At 72.4% G+C, this 16,671-nt stretch carries 17 protein-coding genes (1 of these 17 running past the window's edge); 6 read left to right on the top strand and 11 right to left on the bottom strand.

Going from position 1 to position 16,671, the window contains the following annotated elements; genetic code table 11:
- The 3 genes from A8713_RS06565 to A8713_RS06575 all read left to right on the top strand — a co-directional run.
- On the top strand, positions 1–8 hold the end of the coding sequence (locus A8713_RS06565; RefSeq protein ID WP_064532105.1) for a sporulation protein. The gene continues 775 nt to the left of window position 1, outside the view; only the last 8 of its 783 coding nucleotides appear in the window; the start codon falls outside the window, past its left edge; the stop codon is at positions 6–8.
- Between the two features lie 59 nt (positions 9–67).
- A complete protein-coding gene (locus tag A8713_RS06570) occupies positions 68–607 on the top strand; it encodes a YbhB/YbcL family Raf kinase inhibitor-like protein (protein ID WP_064532107.1) in 540 nt (179 codons plus the stop codon).
- A 164-nt stretch (positions 608–771) separates the two neighbouring features.
- Positions 772–1,278 carry an HNH endonuclease gene (locus A8713_RS06575; protein ID WP_064532108.1) on the top strand — a complete coding sequence of 169 codons (507 nt, stop codon included), beginning with the start codon at positions 772–774 and terminating at the stop codon, positions 1,276–1,278.
- 121 nt (positions 1,279–1,399) lie between these two features.
- Here the strand turns inward: A8713_RS06575 and A8713_RS06580 are convergent, their stop codons facing one another.
- From A8713_RS06580 to A8713_RS06590, 3 genes are all read right to left on the bottom strand, one after another.
- Entirely contained in the window at positions 1,400–2,383 is a 984-nt protein-coding gene (locus tag A8713_RS06580) for an SPFH domain-containing protein (protein ID WP_064532110.1), read from the bottom strand.
- A 126-nt stretch (positions 2,384–2,509) separates the two neighbouring features.
- Positions 2,510–2,941 (bottom strand): NfeD family protein, encoded by a 432-nt coding sequence (locus tag A8713_RS06585; protein WP_064532112.1) that lies wholly within the window; start codon positions 2,939–2,941, stop codon positions 2,510–2,512.
- Between the two features lie 158 nt (positions 2,942–3,099).
- Positions 3,100–3,897 carry an ABC transporter ATP-binding protein gene (locus A8713_RS06590; protein WP_026252519.1) on the bottom strand — a complete coding sequence of 266 codons (798 nt, stop codon included), beginning with the start codon at positions 3,895–3,897 and terminating at the stop codon, positions 3,100–3,102.
- A gap of 152 nt (positions 3,898–4,049) precedes the next feature.
- On the opposite strand from A8713_RS06590, the gene A8713_RS06595 reads away from it, so the two are divergent.
- Positions 4,050–4,847 carry a hypothetical protein gene (locus A8713_RS06595; protein WP_064532114.1) on the top strand — a complete coding sequence of 266 codons (798 nt, stop codon included), beginning with the start codon at positions 4,050–4,052 and terminating at the stop codon, positions 4,845–4,847.
- Positions 4,848–4,937: 90 nt separating this feature from the next.
- Here the strand turns inward: A8713_RS06595 and A8713_RS06600 are convergent, their stop codons facing one another.
- From A8713_RS06600 to A8713_RS06610, 3 genes are all read right to left on the bottom strand, one after another.
- Positions 4,938–5,183 carry a chaplin gene (locus tag A8713_RS06600; protein ID WP_064532116.1) on the bottom strand — a complete coding sequence of 82 codons (246 nt, stop codon included), beginning with the start codon at positions 5,181–5,183 and terminating at the stop codon, positions 4,938–4,940.
- A gap of 220 nt (positions 5,184–5,403) precedes the next feature.
- Entirely contained in the window at positions 5,404–6,045 is a 642-nt protein-coding gene (locus tag A8713_RS06605; RefSeq protein ID WP_064532118.1) for a response regulator, read from the bottom strand.
- On the bottom strand, positions 6,038–7,183 hold the full coding sequence (locus A8713_RS06610) for a GAF domain-containing sensor histidine kinase (RefSeq protein ID WP_064532120.1): 1,146 nt from the start codon (positions 7,181–7,183) through the stop codon (positions 6,038–6,040). Before A8713_RS06610 ends, A8713_RS06605 begins: the two co-directional genes overlap by 8 nt.
- Positions 7,184–7,845: 662 nt before the next feature.
- Between A8713_RS06610 and A8713_RS06615 the strand changes: the two genes are divergently transcribed.
- Positions 7,846–8,586 carry a transglycosylase SLT domain-containing protein gene (locus A8713_RS06615; protein WP_064532122.1) on the top strand — a complete coding sequence of 247 codons (741 nt, stop codon included), beginning with the start codon at positions 7,846–7,848 and terminating at the stop codon, positions 8,584–8,586.
- Between the two features lie 154 nt (positions 8,587–8,740).
- On the opposite strand, the gene A8713_RS06620 is transcribed toward A8713_RS06615, so the two are convergent.
- Positions 8,741–11,293, bottom strand: coding sequence for an ABC transporter ATP-binding protein/permease (locus A8713_RS06620; RefSeq protein WP_064532124.1), 2,553 nt, complete (start codon positions 11,291–11,293; stop codon positions 8,741–8,743).
- Between the two features lie 936 nt (positions 11,294–12,229).
- Here A8713_RS06620 and serB point away from each other — a divergent pair.
- Complete coding sequence (gene serB, locus A8713_RS06625; protein ID WP_018567721.1) at positions 12,230–13,438, top strand: phosphoserine phosphatase SerB; 1,209 nt, start codon at positions 12,230–12,232, stop codon at positions 13,436–13,438.
- A gap of 601 nt (positions 13,439–14,039) precedes the next feature.
- Here serB and A8713_RS06630 read toward each other — a convergent pair.
- The 4 genes from A8713_RS06630 to A8713_RS06640 all read right to left on the bottom strand — a co-directional run bounded on the left by A8713_RS06630 (position 14,040) and on the right by A8713_RS06640 (position 16,671).
- Positions 14,040–14,558 (bottom strand): SixA phosphatase family protein, encoded by a 519-nt coding sequence (locus A8713_RS06630; protein WP_018567720.1) that lies wholly within the window; start codon positions 14,556–14,558, stop codon positions 14,040–14,042.
- A 111-nt stretch (positions 14,559–14,669) separates the two neighbouring features.
- Positions 14,670–14,876: a hypothetical protein gene (locus tag A8713_RS06635; RefSeq protein WP_064532126.1), complete on the bottom strand. Its 207-nt coding sequence runs from the start codon at positions 14,874–14,876 to the stop codon at positions 14,670–14,672.
- A 232-nt stretch (positions 14,877–15,108) separates the two neighbouring features.
- Positions 15,109–15,228, bottom strand: a complete 120-nt coding sequence (locus A8713_RS34570; RefSeq protein ID WP_252100480.1) for an SGM_5486 family transporter-associated protein — start codon at positions 15,226–15,228, stop codon at positions 15,109–15,111.
- Between the two features lie 48 nt (positions 15,229–15,276).
- Positions 15,277–16,671, bottom strand: coding sequence for a CynX/NimT family MFS transporter (locus A8713_RS06640; RefSeq protein ID WP_443069702.1), 1,395 nt, complete (start codon positions 16,669–16,671; stop codon positions 15,277–15,279).

A 16,671-nucleotide genomic window follows, 5' to 3' on the forward strand; every position in this document is an offset into this window, starting at 1 on the left:
GGTTCTAGCAAGGCCGTAAGGTCGGTACCGACAGCCGGAACGATCAGAACGACCAGGAGGTACCGAGGTGCCCGAGCTGAAGCGGCGGCCACTCCCCCACGACTTCCACCCGCCCGTGCCGTCGTTCACGGTGACGAGCGACGACGTGCAGGAGGGCGCGAGGCTCAAGGACGCCCAGGTCCAGTCGGTGGGGAACACCTCGCCGCAGCTGCGCTGGGAGGGTTTCCCGGCCGGGACCAAGAGCTTCGCCGTCACCTGCTACGACCCGGACGCGCCGACGGGCAGCGGGTTCTGGCACTGGGTGGTGTTCGACATCCCGGCCTCGGTGACGGAGCTGCCGGCGGGTGCGGGCGGCGGGAGGTTCGAGGGCCTGCCCGAGGGCGCGGTGCACGCGCGCAACGACTACGGGTCGAAGGACTTCGGCGGTGCCGCGCCGCCGCCCGGGGACGGGCCGCACCGGTACGTCTTCACGGTGTACGCCGTCGATCAGGACAAGCTCGGTCCGGACGCGGACGCCTCGCCCGCCGTGGTGGGCTTCAACCTGCGGTTCCACACGCTGGCGCGGGCGCAGCTGATCGGTGAGTACGAGGTGCCCGCCGAAAGCTGAGCCCCCCGCCGCGCGATTTCGCGTTCACGGAACGTTTGCCCGCCTCTGGTCTTGGAAGTGATCGGAGGCGGGCATTTTTATTGCGTTGTCCATCCCGACGCGCCCGTAGAGAGTTGAGCCGGGCCCGCCGGGGGGTGGGCAGGTGCACACGGGAGGTGGGCCGGATGCGGGACACGCTGGTGCTGAACGCGAGCTTCGAGCCGCTGTCGACGGTGACGTTGAACCGAGCCGTGGTGCTGGTGCTCCAGGACAAGGCCGTCGTCGAGCAGGCCCACCCCGAACTGCGGATGCGCGGGGCCGCGGTGGACATCCCCGCGCCCCGGGTGATCCGGCTGTGCCGGTACGTACGGGTGCCCTTCCGAAGACAAGCACCGTGGTCGAGGCGGGGTGTCCTGGTGCGTGACCGGCACCGGTGCGCGTACTGCGGGCGGCGGGCGACGACCGTGGACCATGTCATACCGCGGTCGCACGGCGGGCAGGACACCTGGCTGAACACGGTGGCCTCGTGCGCGGAGGACAACCACCGCAAGGCGGACCGGACTCCTCAGGAGGCGGGGATGCCCTTGCTGCGGGAGCCGTTCGAGCCGACACCGGCGGACGCGATGCTGTTCGCGCTGGGCGCGGACGACCGTGCGGCGCTGCCGGACTGGCTGGCCCGCGAGGCCGCCTGACGTCCTCCGGTCCACCGGCCGCGGGCACCCGTGTCTCCGGGTGCCCGTTCTCCGCTGTCCCGGTGTCCTCTGGCCCGGTGTCCTCTGGCCCGCTGGCCCGGAGTCCTGACGGCCCGGCGCCTCAGTCGATGAAGGGCTTCTCGCGGCGTTCGGCGGGGGCGTTCCTGCCGTCGTTCTGGGCCGGTACGGTGCTGCCGCCGCCGTTGCCGCCGCCGCCCGAATTGCCGCCCAGGGGACCGAAGTTGCCCATGGCGCCGGAGAGTCCCTTGAGGGCGTCGCCGATCTCGCTGGGGACGATCCAGAGCTTGTTGGCGTCGCCCTCGGCGATCTTCGGCAGCATCTGGAGGTACTGGTAGGAGAGCAGCTTCTGGTCCGGGTCGCCGGCGTGGATGGCCTCGAAGACCGTACGGACGGCCTGGGCCTCGCCCTCGGCGCGCAGCGCGGCGGCCTTGGCCTCACCCTCGGCGCGCAGGATCTGGGACTGCTTCTCGCCCTCGGCGCGCAGGATCTCGGACTGCCGCACACCTTCGGCCTGGAGGATGGCGGCGCGCTTGTCACGGTCGGCGCGCATCTGCTTCTCCATCGAGTCCTGGATGGAGGTGGGCGGCTCGATGGCCTTCAGCTCGACGCGGTTGACGCGGATGCCCCACTTGCCGGTGGCCTCGTCGAGGACGCCGCGCAGGGCCGCGTTGATCTCCTCGCGGGAGGTGAGGGTGCGCTCCAGGTCCATGCCGCCGATGATGTTGCGCAGGGTGGTGACGGTGAGCTGCTCGATCGCCTGGATGTAGCTGGCGACCTCGTAGGTCGCGGCGCGGGCGTCGGTCACCTGGTAGTAGATGACGGTGTCGATGTTGACGACCAGGTTGTCCTGGGTGATCACCGGCTGCGGCGGGAACGGCACGACCTGTTCGCGCAGGTCGATGCGGTTGCGGATGGTGTCGATGAACGGGACGACGATGTTGAGGCCCGCGTTCAGTGTCCGCGTGTAGCGGCCGAAGCGCTCCACGATGGCCGCGCTGGCCTGTGGGATGACCTGGATGGTCTTGATCAGGGCGATGAAGACCAACACCACCAGAATGATCAGGACGATGATGACCGGTTCCATCGTGGGTTCCCTGTCCCCTCTCCGCCTCGGCGCTCTAGGAAGATCTTATGGGCTCTGCGGCTGTTGAAGATCTTGCTGGTCGAGTCTGACAGACCGTCGACCGCCTCGTGGGGTGTTCGGCGCAGGTCATATGACGATGGCGGTGGCTCCCTCGATCTCGACCACGTCGACCTCGGCCCCGGGCTCGTAGCTGCGGTCGGGGTCGAGCGCCCGTGCGGACCAGGTCTCGCCGGCGAGCTTGATCCGTCCGCCGGCGCCGTCGACGCGTTCGAGCACGAGGGCCTGCCTGCCCTTCAACGCGTCGATGCCGGTGGCGAGTCGGGGACTCTGCCTGCTGTGCCGGGCGGCGATGGGGCGTACGACGGCGATGAGGGCGACGGAGACGGCGAGGAAGGCGAGGACCTGGACGACGGTCCCGAAACCGAGTCCAGCGGCGATCGCGGCGACGACGGCGCCGACCGCGAGCATGCCGAACTCGGGCATCGCGGTCACCACGAGCGGGATTCCGAGCGCAGCCGCGCCGACGAGCCACCACACCCATGCGTCGATGTCGTTCACATGGTCATGGTAGGACCGCGGGTCGCGTGACCGACAGGGCGCACGGGGGGTGGCTCGGTGCAGGGTTCGGGGAAGCGGTCGTCAACCGGGGCCGAGGGGGCGGCCGTCGACGGCGGCGGGAGGCGAGTCGGCTGTCCGGGCGGGGAGTTCGGCGCGGGTCAGGAGAGCGGGAGGCCCTGGGCGGTCCAGCGGTCGCCGACCTGCTCGACGACGAGCGGGAGGCCGAAGCAGCGGGAGAGGTTGCGGGAGGTCAGCTCCAGCTCCAGCGGTCCGGCGGCGAGCACCTTGCCCTGGTTGATCATCAGGACGTGGGTGAAGCCGGGCGCGATCTCCTCGACGTGGTGGGTGACCATGATCATGGAGGGGGCGATCGGGTCGCGGGCCAGCCGGCCGAGCCGGCGGACCAGGTCCTCGCGGCCGCCGAGGTCGAGTCCGGCGGCGGGCTCGTCCAGGAGCAGCAGTTCGGGGTCGGTCATGAGGGCGCGGGCGATCAGGGTGCGCTTGCGCTCGCCCTCGGAGAGGGTGCCGAAGCGCCGGTCAAGGTAGTCGGTCATGCCGAGGCGGTCGAGGAAGGCGCGGGCGCGCTGTTCGTCGACGTCCTCGTACTCCTCCTGCCAGCCGGCGGTCATGCCGTAGGCGGCGGTCAGCACGGTCTGCAGGACGGTCTGGCGCTTGGGGAGCTTCTCGGCCATGGCGATACCGGCCACGCCGATGCGGGGGCGCAGTTCGAAGACGTCGGTGCCGGGCCTGCCGAGGGTCTCGCCGAGGATGGTGGCGGTGCCCTTGCTGGGGTAGAGGTAGCTGGAGGCGACGTTCAGGAGGGTGGTCTTGCCGGCGCCGTTCGGGCCGAGGATGACCCAGCGCTCGCCCTCCTTGACCGACCAGGAGACCTGGTCCACCAGAGCCCGGCCCTCGCGGACCACGGATACGTCCTGAAGCTCCAGAACATCGCTCATGAGCGCGTTGTCTCCCCTTGCAGTGTGCCGCCGGTCTCGGCTGTCGCGTACGCCTGTGGCTCGGTCCGCCGCGCCGGTGGGCGCAGCCCCCACCGAATCTACGCCACCGGCCGGGCGGGCTGTTCCATCGGTCCGGTCCTTAGGGTGGACGCATGCTCTCGGAACCGCGTTCAGGACGCCTCGCAGCTTGGGGAAATGCCCTTCTTGCCGGACTTGTCGCGCCGGACGACGCCGTGCTCGCCGTGGTGGGTGAGGACGCCGTCCACCGGGTGGCGGGGCTGCCCGGCGAGTCGGGGCCGGTCGGGCTCACGCTCGCGCTGGGGCGGCTGCGCGCGCTCGGGGCGGGTGCCCTGCGGGTGGCGCTGCCGGTGCCGGGTCATCCGCTGGGGCTGAGCGGTCCGCCGGAGTTCAACGCGCGGGCGCTGGAGGCCGGTGAGGCGGTGGTGTGCCACGGTGTCGCGCTCGGGCTGGTGCCCGAGGTGCACGAGGCGGGGCCGGCGGGTGATGTGCACGCCGAGGTGGTCTGGCATGTGCTGCCGGCGCGGGAGGCGCCGCCCGCCGACGTGCCGTCGCTGGGCGAGGCCGAGCGGGAACTGGCCGAGGCGCTGCGGGAGGCGACCGAGGTGCTGTCGCGGCTGGACGTCGCCGGGTCGGGGCCGGTGGCGGAGGCGGCACTCGACGCCTACCGGGCGCGGGCCGAGCGGGGCCGCGAGGTGCTCGCGCCCGGGTATCCGCCGCGGGCGGTGCGGGTGCTGGAGCTGGCGCAGCGGGTGGGGCTGCTGGTGTCGCTGGCGTACGGCAACGGGCACGGCGGCGCGGTGAGCGCGTCGGAGATGGCCGCGCGGGGGGCCGCGCTGCGGCCGGTGGAGCGTACGGCGCGGCGGGCGCAGGTGGCGGCGTACAACTCCGTGATCGAGGAGCGGGAGAAGCGGGAGAGGGGCACGCGGTAGAAGCGGTGGGGGCGGTGCGCGGGGTGTGCTGAGCCGACCGGCCTCCCGGGGTGGACCCGGGAGGCCGTGGGCATCGGTGTGGCGCCGTTCTCAGCGGTTGAGACCGAGGTTGCCGAAGGCCGGGTTCAGGACGCCGATGACGTTGACGCTGTTGCCGACGGCGTTGACCGGGACGGCGACGGGCACCTGGATGGTGTTGCCCGAGACGACGCCCGGGGAGCCCTTGGCGGCACCGGCCGCCGTGGCGCCGTCGGCGGCGGAGGCCATTCCGGCACCGGCGGCGATGAGTCCGCCGGCCACCATCGTCACGGCCGCTGCCTTCTTCAGGTTCTTCACGTTCCAAGCCCTTCTGGTGTCCGCCGCGGCAGTCGCCGCGGCACGCACTGGAGAACGGCCGGGGACCCCGGAGGTTGCGCCATCCGGGGGACATTCCCACGACGGTATGAATCTCAGTCCGGAACGGAACGTTCCGTTGCCGTGCGCCATGCGCCGTGTGCCGTGGGCCGTGTGCGTGCGCCATGTGCCAGGTGCCGTGCGCGGTGCCGGTGCGGCCGGGTCAGCCGGCCGCACCGTGGCGTACGGCCCACAGCGCGGCCTGGGTGCGGTCCGCCAGGTCGAGCTTCATCAGGATGTTGGACACGTGGGTCTTGACGGTCTTCTCTGAGAGGACCAGGGCGCGGGCGATCTCGCGGTTGGAGCGGCCGTCCGCTATGAGGCCCAGCACCTCGCGCTCCCGGTCGGTGAGGGAGGTGCCGCGGCCCTGGCCGAGGCCGGTGTCCTCCTGGGACAGCAGGGCGCCGGCGACCTCGGGCTGGAGCAGGATGTGACCGGCGTGCACGGATCTGATGGCGCCGGCGAGCGCGTCGGGGTCCACGTCCTTGTACACGTACCCGGCGGCGCCCGCGCGCAGGGCCGGGACCACGGTGCGCTGCTCGGTGAAGCTGGTGACGATGAGCACGCGCGCGGCGTTGCCCAGCTCGCGCAGCCTGCGCAGCGCCTCGACGCCGTCCATGACGGGCATCTTGACGTCCATGAGGACCACGTCGGGTCTCAGCTCCTCGGCCCGCTGCACGCCCTCGGCGCCGTCGGCCGCCTCGCCGACCACCTCGATGTCGTCCTGCACCTCCAGGAAGGTGCGCAGGCCCCGGCGGACCACCTGGTGGTCGTCGACGACCAGCACCTTGATTGCGTCAGCCACCCGGGGCCTCCATCTCGATCGTGGTGCCCTTGCCGGGCGCCGATTCCACCGTGAGCGTGCCGCCGGCGCCGCTCGCCCGGTCCCGCATGGAGACCAGGCCGAGATGGCGTCCGGCGCGGCGCACCGCGCGCGGGTCGAAGCCGGTGCCGTCGTCGGTGACGCGCAGGACGGCGCCGGGGCCGCGGCGGTCCAGGGTGACGTCGACATGCGCGGCGCCGGAGTGGCGCAGCGCGTTGTGCAGGGCCTCCTGGGCGACCCGGAGCACGGCCTCCTCCTGGGCGGCCGGCAGCGCGCGGAAGCCGCGGGCGGTGAAGGTGACACGGGCGCTGTGCGCGCGGTCGAGGACCTGGATCTGGGTGCGCAGGGTGGCGACCAGGCCGTCCTCGTCGAGGGCGGCCGGGCGCAGCTCGACCACGGCGGCGCGCAGCTCGTCGGCGGCCTCCGCGGCGAGCACGGCCACCTGCTGGAGCTCGCCCTTGGCGCGCACCGGGTCGCGGTCGACGAGGGCGGCGGCGGCCTGGGCGGTCAGGCGCAGGGAGAACAGCTTCTGGCTGACCGCGTCGTGCAGCTCGTGGGCGAGGCGGGAGCGCTCCTCGGCGATGGTGAGCTCGCGGCTGCGCTCGTAGAGGCGGGCGTTGGTGAGGGCGATGGCGGCGTGCTGGGCGAGGAGGGCGAGCAGTTCCTCGTCCTCCTCCGTGAAGCCGCAGCCGCCGGCCGGCCTGGGGCAGCGCTTGTTGGCCAGGAACAGGGCCCCGATGACCTCGTCGCCGTCGCGGATGGGCAGGCCCAGGAAGTCGGACATCTCCGGGTGGGCGGCCGGCCAGCCCCCGAAGCGCGGGTCGGTGCGCACGTCCGCCAGGCGCTCGGACTCCGTCTGGTGCAGCATCGCGGCGAGGATGCCGTGCTGGCGCGGGAGCGGGCCGATGGCCCGCCACTGCTCCTCGCTGACCCCGTCGACCACGAACTGGGCGAAGCCGCCGTGGTCGTCCGGGACGCCGAGCGCGGCGTACTGCGCGTCGAGCAGCTCGCGGGCCGAGGCGACGATCGTCTTCAGGACGTCGCGCACCTCCAGGTGCCTGCTCATGGCCAGCAGCGCGGCACTCACCGCACCGAGGCCGGACCGGGGGCCTTGACTCATGACCTCACGGTACCGGCGCGGTGTGACAGGGGGATGGGACCTGCGGACGCCTCCGCGGGGCCGCCGGACCTAGGTCTGGGGACGGGGACGGAGACGAGGACAGGGGACGGGGACAGGGGACGGGGACAGAGACAGGGACAGGGGACGGGGGCGCGGCGGGAGTGGGGCAGGCCGGAGCGAGGCCGTGCGCGCGGCCGTACGCGGCCGTGTGTCGTCGTATACGGCCCTGCGTGGTCGCACGCGGCCGTGCGTGGTCGTGCGGAGGCCGTACGCGGGCACGCCCATGGCACTACGTCGGCCGCGCTCGTCTCCTCCCTGCGGAGGAGGCCACTCACACAATGCGTTGCGACGGCAACGAACTGTGAGAATGACCCGCCCCCCATGTGAGGACGCACATAGGGCGCACATCACGTACGAAGGGGCATAGGAGAGGACCTTCCCCCGGTGAACGGGACAGGTATCCCACTCTGTCCCGTTTTGTCGCTTCCTGATCCACTACCCGGCTTCGTACGTCACACCTTTGCCCTCGGATTTTGCGGCAGCTAAGAATTGCTCTCGTCGCTCAGCGCCGCGGATTTCCGTTCGCGGCGTTCGTGTGGGAAGGACCCCCTCCCGCAGTCCGGAGAGCGACCTCCGCGCTACTCGAAGAGGTCCGTTTCACCATGCCTGCAAACTTCCGCATCCCCCGATCCAGTCGTGCCCTGACCCGTACCCACAAGGCCGCCGTCGCCTCTGTCGCCGCCCTCGGTGCCGCCGCGATCGCCTTCACCGCCGTCCCCGGCGGCGACCACACCACCGCGTCCGCCGACACCGTGGCGGCCCCGGTGCAGATCGGCTCGCAGCCGGTCAAGGACGTCAAGGCCAGCGTCACCGACCAGCTCGCCGGCACCAGCGTCAAGATCCAGGCCATCGAGGCCAAGAAGCAGGCCGCCGCGCAGCACAAGGCCCGTACCGCCGCCGCGCAGCACAAGGCCGCGGCCGCGGCCCGCCACAAGGCGGAGGCCGCCCGCAAGGCCGAGAAGGCCGCCTCCCGGTCCGCCGGGCGTCCCCGCATGGAGCCGGTCGCCGCGGCCACCAGCTACGGCAACAACCTCGACGGCTGGATCCGCAAGTCGCTGTCGATCATGCGCCAGCACAACATCCCCGGCTCCTACAGCGGCCTGCACCGCAACATCATGCGGGAGTCCTCGGGCAACCCGATGGCCATGAACGGCTGGGACATCAACGCCCGCAACGGCATACCCTCCAAGGGCCTGCTCCAGGTCATCCAGCCGACCTTCAACACCTACCACGTGCCCGGCACGCCGACGAACATCTACGACCCGGTCGCCAACATCACCGCCGCGGCCAACTACGCCGCCCACCGCTACGGCTCGATCGACAACGTCAACAGCGCGTACTGACCCCAGGGGGTCGGCGCGGACCTCTGACGGCACGACGCGGAAGGGCGGCACCCGGTACGGGTGCCGCCCTTCGCCGCTCTTCGCACGGTGCGCCGCGGTCCCCCGCGGCCCGTGTCACCGCTCGCGTCTCACCGCGCGCGGGGTGCGCCGGCCGTCACTTGCGCATGACCTCCGGCTCGTGGCGGCGCAGGAAGCGCGCCACCAGGAAGCCGCAGACCACACCGAGCGCGATCAGCGCGGCCATGTCGAGGCTCCAGGCCGAGACCGTGTGGTCCCACAGCGGGTCGGTGCTGGTCGGGTCGTCGACGTTCGGGGCGATGTTGTTGAGGTCCAGCGTGGTGCCGGCGCCCGCCACCGCCCAGCGCGAGGGCATCAGGTACGAGAACTCGTTGACGCCGAGCGTGCCGTGCAGCGTGAACAGGCAGCCGGTGAACACGACCTGGATGATCGCGAACATCACCAGCAGCGGCATCGTCTTCTCGGCGGTCTTCACCAGCGAGGAGATGACCAGGCCCACCATCATCGAGGTGAAGCCGAGCGCCATGATCGGCAGGCACAGCTCGAAGAGCGTGGCACTGCCCAGGACCAGCCCCTTGCCGGGGATCTCCCGGCTGGAGAAGCCGATCAGGCCGACCATCAGCCCCTGGAGCACGGTGATCAGGCCGAGCACGACGACCTTCGACATCAGGTACGCCGACCGGGACAGGCCGGTGGCCCGCTCCCGTTCGTAGATCACCCGTTCCTTGATCAGCTCACGCACCGAGTTCGCCGCGCCCGCGAAGCACGCGCCGACCGCGAGGATCAGCAGGACCGTGGTCGCGGTGCCGTTCGGGGTGGGCAGATGCGTCCGCGAGTTGATCGGGTTGACCAGCAGGCCCTTCTCGTGGTCGATCAGCAGGCTGACCGCGCCGAGCACCGCCGGAAGGATCACCGTCAGCGCCAGGAAGCCCTTGTCGGAGACGATCACCGACACATACCGCCGGATCAGGGTCAACAGCTGCGAACCCCATGCCTGCGGCTTGGGCGGCCTGATGGCCTGCGGCGGCGGCACGGCCGCCGACTGCGGGGCGACCGCGTCGATGTCCGCGGCGTACATCTGGTAGTGCTGCGAGCCCTTCCAGCGGCCCGCCCAGTCGTAGTCGCGGTAGTTCTCGAACGCCGAGAAGACGTCGGCCCAGCTCTCGTAGCCGAAGAAGTTCAGCGCCTCCTCGGGCGGACCGAAGTAGGCGACGCTGCCGCCCGGCGCCATCACCAGGAGCTTGTCGCAGATGGCCAGCTCGGCCACCGAGTGGGTGACGACCAGGACGGTGCGGCCGTCGTCGGCGAGGCCGCGCAGCAGCGTCATCACATCGCGGTCCATGCCCGGGTCGAGGCCGGAGGTCGGCTCGTCCAGGAAGATCAGCGACGGCTTGGTCAGCAGCTCCAGGGCGACCGAGACGCGCTTGCGCTGGCCGCCGGAGAGCGAGGTGACCTTCTTGTCCTTGTGCGGGTCGAGCTTCAGCTCGCGCAGCACCTCGTCGATACGGGCGTCGCGCTCGGCGCCCGTGGTGTCGGCCGGGAAGCGCAGCTTGGCCGCGTACTTCAGGGCCTTCTTGACGGTCAGCTCCTTGTGCAGGATGTCGTCCTGCGGGACCAGACCGATGCGCTGGCGCAGCTCGGCGAACTGCTTGTACAGGTTCCGGTTGTCGTAGAGGACCTCGCCCTGGTCGGCCGGGCGGTAGCCGGTGAGCGCCTTGAGCAGGGTCGACTTGCCGGAACCGGACGGGCCGATGACCGCGATCAGCGACTTCTCCGGGACGCCGAACGAGACGTCCTTGAGGATCTGCTTGCCGCCGTCGACCGTGACGGTCAGATGACGGGCGGAGAAGGACACCTCACCGGTGTCGACGAACTCCTCCAGGCGGTCGCCGACGATCCGGAACGTCGAGTGGCCGACACCGACGATGTCGGTCGGGCCGAGCGTCGCCGAGCCGCCCTTGGTGATCGGCTGACCGTTGACGTACGTGCCGTTGTGCGAGCCCAGGTCGCGGATCTCCATGCGGCCGTCGGGCGTCGCGTGGAACTCCGCGTGATTGCGGGAGACCTGGAGGTCGGAGACGACCAGGTCGTTCTCCAGGGCACGGCCGATGCGCATCACACGGCCCAGGGAGAACTGGTGGAACGTGGTGGGGCTGCGGTCGCCGTGGGCCGGCGGCGCCCCCGCGCCACCACCGGGGCCCTGCTGCGGCACCGGCTGCTGCGGGATCGCCGCCGCCTGCGGTGCCTGGGCCTGGGCTTGGGCCTGGGCTTGTTGCCAGCCGGCCTGCGGGTCCGGCTGGACGGCCGGCGGCTGCTGCGCCTGCTGCCCGGCCCAGCCCGCCCCGGCGCCCTGCGCGGCGTAGGGCTGCTGCGCCTGCGGTGCGGCGGCGGCCGCCGCCGCGGCCGAGAGGTTCAGGCACGGGCCGTCGGTGGCGTTGCCGAGGTGGACGGCCGAACCCGGGCCGATCTCCGTCTGCTGGACCCGCTGCCCCCGCACGAACGTGCCGTTGGTGCTGCCGTGGTCCTCGATCACCCAACTGCGGCCGTTGTGGCTGACCGTGGCGTGGCGCCAGGAGACCCTGGCGTCGTCGAATGCGATGTCACCCTGCGGATCACGGCCGAGGGTGTAGGTCCGGGACGGATCGAGCGTCCAGGTCCGTCCATGTGTTTCCAGTACGAGTTCCGGCACTCCAAGCCCCACTGAGTTGTCCCCCGAATTGCCCCCGTCGCGGGGAGTCTAGGGATGTCGAACATCGTGCTGAACTATTCCAGGCTCCGCCCTCTGACCGAAAGCCGGGCCTTGTCATGAGTAGGTAACGCAGGCAACCGGTCGGTGACGCACGTCCGGTGGAAACGAGGACGGAGTGTGGCATTCACCCCGAGGCGGACATGCGGTGGCGGCCGCCCGCGCCGCGCGACGGACGGTCCGCCGGAAGTGACGGGCGGTCCGTCCGAAGTGACGGACGGTCTGTCCGAGGTACGGCCACGGGGCTGGGGTGCGCGGGGCGGGGTGCGGGGCGGGGCGGGGCGGACGCAGGACCGTCACGGACGGAGGCGTCGTCGGTCGCCGCCGCCCTCGTGAGCTGGGCGGTCAGGGGGGCGGCGGGTGCGGGTGTGTCCGGTTCCGTGGTGGGGCGGGGCGGGCGCGGACGGAGCCACCGGGGTGGCTCCGGGGTGGCTCCGGGGTGGTCACCGAGGCGGTCGCCGGGGGCGGTGACAGGCGGCGCGGACGGGGCGGACGGAGCGAGCGGTGTGGCCAGGGCGGACGGATGCGGCTCCGGCCCGGGGGCCGCCCGCTACCACTCGGTGCCACGGCGGGCCGCCCGGTCGCAGGGGCGCTGAGGCGGACTCCGCCGTCGAGATCGCGCCACCCGGCGGGAGGCCATGGCACCGGGTGCCCCGAGGCGCAGTATCGCGGAGGCCCGTCTTCCCTCCCCCTCCACCATGGCCCGCCGGACGCTCCGGTGGAGCGACCGGGCGCTCCGGTCGAGCGACACGCCGTGGGTCCCGGTGCCGTGGCCCGATCGTCGGGCGGCGGTCATCCGGCCGACCCCGAGTGTTCGCTGTCCGCCAGGCGGACCTGAGGGGCAGGAGGCACTGGGTGCCGGATACGGTGGAAGGCACCATGAGTGCTTCGCAGAGTTCCGATGACCTCACCCTTCTCGTCAAGATCTTCGGGAAGGACAGGCCCGGCATCACGGCCGGCCTCTTCGACACCCTCGCGGCCTACTCCGTCGACGTGGTCGACATCGAGCAGGTCGTCACCCGCGGCCGGATGGTGCTGTGCGCGCTGGTCACCCAGCCGCCCGCCGGTCTCGAGGGCGACCTGCGCGCCACGGTGCACAGCTGGGCCGAGTCGATGAGGATGCAGGCGGAGATCATCTCCGGTCGCGGCGACAACCGGCCGCGCGGCCTGGGGCGCTCGCTGGTCACCGTGCTCGGCCATCCGCTCACCGCCGAGGCCACCGCCCAGATCGCGGCACGCATCACCAAGACCGGCGGCAACATCGACCGTGTCTTCCGGCTGGCCAAGTACCCGGTGACGGCCGTGGAGTTCGCCGTGTCCGGGGTGGAGACGGAACCGCTGCGCACCGCGCTGGCGACGGACGCGGCAGCCCTGGGCGTCGATGTCGCGGTCGTCGCGGCGGGCCTGCACCGCCGGGCGCAGCGCCTGGTCGTCATGGACGTGGACTCGACCCTCATCCAGGACGAGGTGATCGAGCTGTTCGCCGCGCACGCGGGGTGCGAGGACGAGGTCGCCGAGGTGACGGCCGCCGCGATGCGCGGGGAACTGGACTTCGAGCAGTCGCTGCACGCCCGGGTGGCGCTGCTGGCGGGGCTGGACGCCTCGGTGGTGGAGAAGGTGCGCAGCGAGGTGCGGCTCACGCCGGGCGCGCGGACGCTGATCCGCACGCTGAAGCGCCTCGGCTACCAGGTCGGCGTGGTCTCGGGTGGCTTCACCCAGGTCACGGACGATCTGAAGGACCGGCTCGGGCTGGACTTCGCGCAGGCCAACACGCTGGAGATAGTCGACGGGAAGCTCACGGGCCGGGTCACGGGCGAGATCGTCGACCGGGCGGGCAAGGCGCGGCTGCTGCGCCGGTTCGCCGCCGAGGCGGGTGTTCCGCTGGCGCAGACCGTGGCGATCGGTGACGGTGCCAACGACCTGGACATGCTGAACGCGGCGGGCCTCGGGGTCGCCTTCAACGCCAAGCCGGTGGTGCGCGAGGCGGCGTACACCGCGGTGAACGTGCCCTTCCTCGACACGGTCCTGTACCTGCTCGGCGTGACCCGCGAAGAGGTCGAGGCGGCGGACGCGCACGAGGAGCGCTGAGCTGTCCCCCGCCCGTGCGCCCACCGGTGGGCGCACGGACACCCACCCTGCGGTCATCCTGTCCGGGGGCGCGCCAGGAGCCTGCTGTGCGCGTCCGCCGGGCGGGGCGTGTCGGCCCGGGTCCAGGCGCGTGGGCCTGACCTGGGCTCGGGCCATGCCCGCGTTTGTCATGCCCTTGCCGGTCCGGGGCCGCACGGGATCATCCTCGCGCAGGCCCCCCGACCGGGCCCGCGCCGGTGGGGCCCGTACGGGCGAGCCGGTGCCGGTCGATAGAGGCCGGGTCGCTGCCGTACGAGCCGTACGGCACCAGGCCGGGCCCGCGTCGGCCGTGCCGGATCGAGCCGGCGCCGGTCGTCCCCGGGCCGAACACGGCCCGCGCCGGGCCGCCCCTGGGCCGGGCCGCTGCCGGGTCTACGGTGCCGGGTCTCCCCGTGCGAGCCGCGCGGACCGTGCCCCACCAGGCCAGGCCCATGCTCGCCGGGCGGAGTCGAGTCCGCGCCGGTCGCCCCCGTCGAACAGGGCCCGCGCCTGTCGTACCGTGCCAAGCCAGGCCATGCCCGTCGTACCGGGCCGTGCCCGTGCCCGTGCGGGCCGGGGCGGGCTACTCCGACGGCGCCCAGTAGTCGGTCAGCGTGGCCACGCCCGGTTCCAGGCTCTTCCAGGAGCCGTCGAAGGTGACGACGGCGAAGGCTGCGGCCGGGAAGCCGCGGCGGCCCATCCGCTCGCGGGCGTCGTCCTCGGCCGTGCCGGACAGGATCTCGGCCAGTCCCTGGACGCCCGGGTTGTGGCCGATCAGGACGGCGTTGCGCACATCGTCGGGGGTCTCGTTGAGCACGGCGATCAGCTCGCCGGGCGAGGCATCGTAGATCCGCTCCTCGTAGACGGTCTTCGGCCGGTCCGGCAGCTCGTGGACGGCGAGCTTCCAGGTCTCCCGGGTCCGGACCGCGGTCGAGCACAGGGCCAGGTCGAACGGGACACCGGCGTCGGCCAGTCTGCGGCCGGCCACCGCGGCGTCCTTGCGGCCCCGCTCGGCGAGCGGTCGCTCATGGTCGGTCACCTGCGGCCAGTCGGCTTTCGCATGGCGGAAGAGGACGATCCTGCGGGGTTCTGCGGCGCTCATGACTCCCAGCTTCGCACGAAACAGGCCATGGGGCGCAGGGAGTTGACAGGGGCGTCGCGCTGTGGGCGGGCCGGGGACCTGCGCGGACCGTGCCGGTCGGGGGCGTACGGCTCAGCGGCCGAGGAGATGCTGGGCGTGCTCCAGCAGCTGGGTGATCGCGGGCTCGCCGGTTGCCGCATGGGCGTTCGACGGGTTCGATATCAGTACGAGCAGGACGACGAAGGCGAGGGCCGGCAGGGCCAAGGCCCACCACGGCAACCGGATGTCGACGCCACCCGAGGTCGCCGGGTGGGGCCGGGTCTGCGTACGGGCCGACATGCTTGCCTCCGCTGGTCTTCGGGTGCTCCGCGGACCGCTGTCCCGCGGCCACACCACGAAGGTACGGAAACGGCGGCCCCCGGCCCATCCGGATTCCCACCCACTTGACCCTGACCCGCACCCCCTAGGGGACGGGGGGATAGCCCTACCCCCGGGCACCAGCCCTGCCCCCGGACCGCCGCGAGGGGCGCCGGTGAGCACCGGGTGGGAGCCGGGCGCGTGCCGCCGGGTGTCAGGGAGCGACGAGGGTCGCGACGACGGCGATGATCACGAAGATGGCGAAGAACGACCCGAAGACCAGCAGCATCTTCTTCTGGCTGTTCTTCGGGTTCGGGTCGAGCACAGGCTGCATGGCCCCAGTCTCGCACTCCCGCCCCGCGGAAGTGCGCCGGGGGGCGGCTCAGCGCGCCGCCTCCTCCTCGACCGTGCGGTCGCGGCCCGCCAGCCAGCCCACCACCATCTGCGGGATCATCAGGCCGCTCATCAGCGCGATGGGCAGGCCCCAGCCGCCGCTGCTCTGGTTCAGCACACCGACGAGCAGCGGCCCGGGGATGGAGATCAGGTAGCCGGTGCTCTGTGCGAACGCCGACAGCTGGGCCACGCCCGCGCCGGTCCGGGCCCGCATGCCGACCATGGTGAGCGCGAGCGGGAAGGCGCAGTTGGAGACGCCGAGGAGGATGGCCCAGGCCCAGGATCCGCCGGACGGGGCGAAGTACAGGCCCGCGTATCCGGCGAGGCCGCACAGTCCGAGCACGAGGACGATGGGCCCCTGGTGGGGCAGCCGGGTGGCCACGCGCGGGATGACGAAGGCCAGCGGTACGCCCATCACCATGGTCACGGCGAGCAGCAGTCCGGCGGTGCCCGCGGACACACCCGCGTCGCGGAAGATCTGCGCCATCCAGCCCATCGTGATGTAGGCGGCGGTGGCCTGGAGGCCGAAGAAGACGGCCAGGGCCCAGGCGGTACGGCTCCGGGTGATGCGCAGGGCCGGCGCGGGCCGCCCGGCCGCCAGCGTACCGGACACGGACGCACCGGACGCGGACGCCTCCCCCTCCGCCGGTTCCCGGTCCTGCCGTACGGCCTCCGGGGTGGCGGCGGGGGCCGGGCCGCGGTCCCGGACCAGCGGCAGCCACGGGAGCACGGCGGCCAGGGCGAGCGCCGCCCACACGGCCAGGCCGGGCTGCCAGTCGCCGCCGAGCGCGTCGGTCAGCGGCACGGTCGCGGCGGCGGCGGTCGAGGTGCCCAGGGCGAGGGCCATCGAGTACAGGCCGGTCATGGAGCCGACCCGGTCGGGGAACCAGCGCTTGACGATGACCGGCATCAGGACGTTGCTGACGGCGATGCCCATCAGGGCGAGGGCGCTGGCGGCCAGGAATCCGGCGGTGCCGCCCGCGTAGGGGCGGATGAGCAGTCCGGCGCCGATGGCGGCCATGCCCGCGCAGACCACGGCGGCGGGTCCGAACCGGCGGGCGAGCCGGGGGGCCATGACGCCGAAGACCGCGAAGCAGAGCGGGGGCACGGAGGTGAGCAGTCCGGCGACGCCGCCGCTCATGCCGAGGCCGTCGCGCACCTCTTCGAGGAGCGCGCCGAGGCTGGTGATGGCGGGGCGGAGGTTCAGCGCGGCCAGCACGATGCCGACGACGACCAGCCGGGTCGCCCACGCGCGCGGGGCGTGCTTCGCCGCGGTCCCGGCCGTCGTCCCGGGTGTCGCCCCGGGCGTCCGGGCGGCGGCGGGCGCGGCCGGTGCCTGCCGCTCGGTCGGTGTCGTCGTCCGGGTTGATTCCTCACGTGCCAT

The organism is Streptomyces sp. SAT1 (assembly GCF_001654495.1).
GTDB classification, from domain to species: domain Bacteria; phylum Actinomycetota; class Actinomycetes; order Streptomycetales; family Streptomycetaceae; genus Streptomyces; species Streptomyces andamanensis.

What these genes read in the sequence shown, in the direction of transcription:
- A8713_RS06575 (WP_064532108.1), top strand. Translation starts at nt 772, where the DNA reads ATGCGGGACACGCTGGTGCTGAACGCGAGCTTCGAGCCGCTGTCGACG.
- A8713_RS06580 (WP_064532110.1), bottom strand. Translation starts at nt 2,383, where the DNA reads ATGGAACCGGTCATCATCGTCCTGATCATTCTGGTGGTGTTGGTCTTC.
- A8713_RS06590 (WP_026252519.1), bottom strand. Translation starts at nt 3,897, where the DNA reads ATGAGCGATGTTCTGGAGCTTCAGGACGTATCCGTGGTCCGCGAGGGC.
- A8713_RS06595 (WP_064532114.1), top strand. Translation starts at nt 4,050, where the DNA reads ATGCTCTCGGAACCGCGTTCAGGACGCCTCGCAGCTTGGGGAAATGCC.
- A8713_RS06610 (WP_064532120.1), bottom strand. Translation starts at nt 7,183, where the DNA reads ATGAGTCAAGGCCCCCGGTCCGGCCTCGGTGCGGTGAGTGCCGCGCTG.
- A8713_RS06615 (WP_064532122.1), top strand. Translation starts at nt 7,846, where the DNA reads ATGCCTGCAAACTTCCGCATCCCCCGATCCAGTCGTGCCCTGACCCGT.
- serB (WP_018567721.1), top strand. Translation starts at nt 12,230, where the DNA reads ATGAGTGCTTCGCAGAGTTCCGATGACCTCACCCTTCTCGTCAAGATC.
- A8713_RS06630 (WP_018567720.1), bottom strand. Translation starts at nt 14,558, where the DNA reads ATGAGCGCCGCAGAACCCCGCAGGATCGTCCTCTTCCGCCATGCGAAA.
- A8713_RS06635 (WP_064532126.1), bottom strand. Translation starts at nt 14,876, where the DNA reads ATGTCGGCCCGTACGCAGACCCGGCCCCACCCGGCGACCTCGGGTGGC.
- A8713_RS34570 (WP_252100480.1), bottom strand. Translation starts at nt 15,228, where the DNA reads ATGCAGCCTGTGCTCGACCCGAACCCGAAGAACAGCCAGAAGAAGATG.
- A8713_RS06640 (WP_443069702.1), bottom strand. Translation starts at nt 16,671, where the DNA reads ATGGCACGTGAGGAATCAACCCGGACGACGACACCGACCGAGCGGCAG.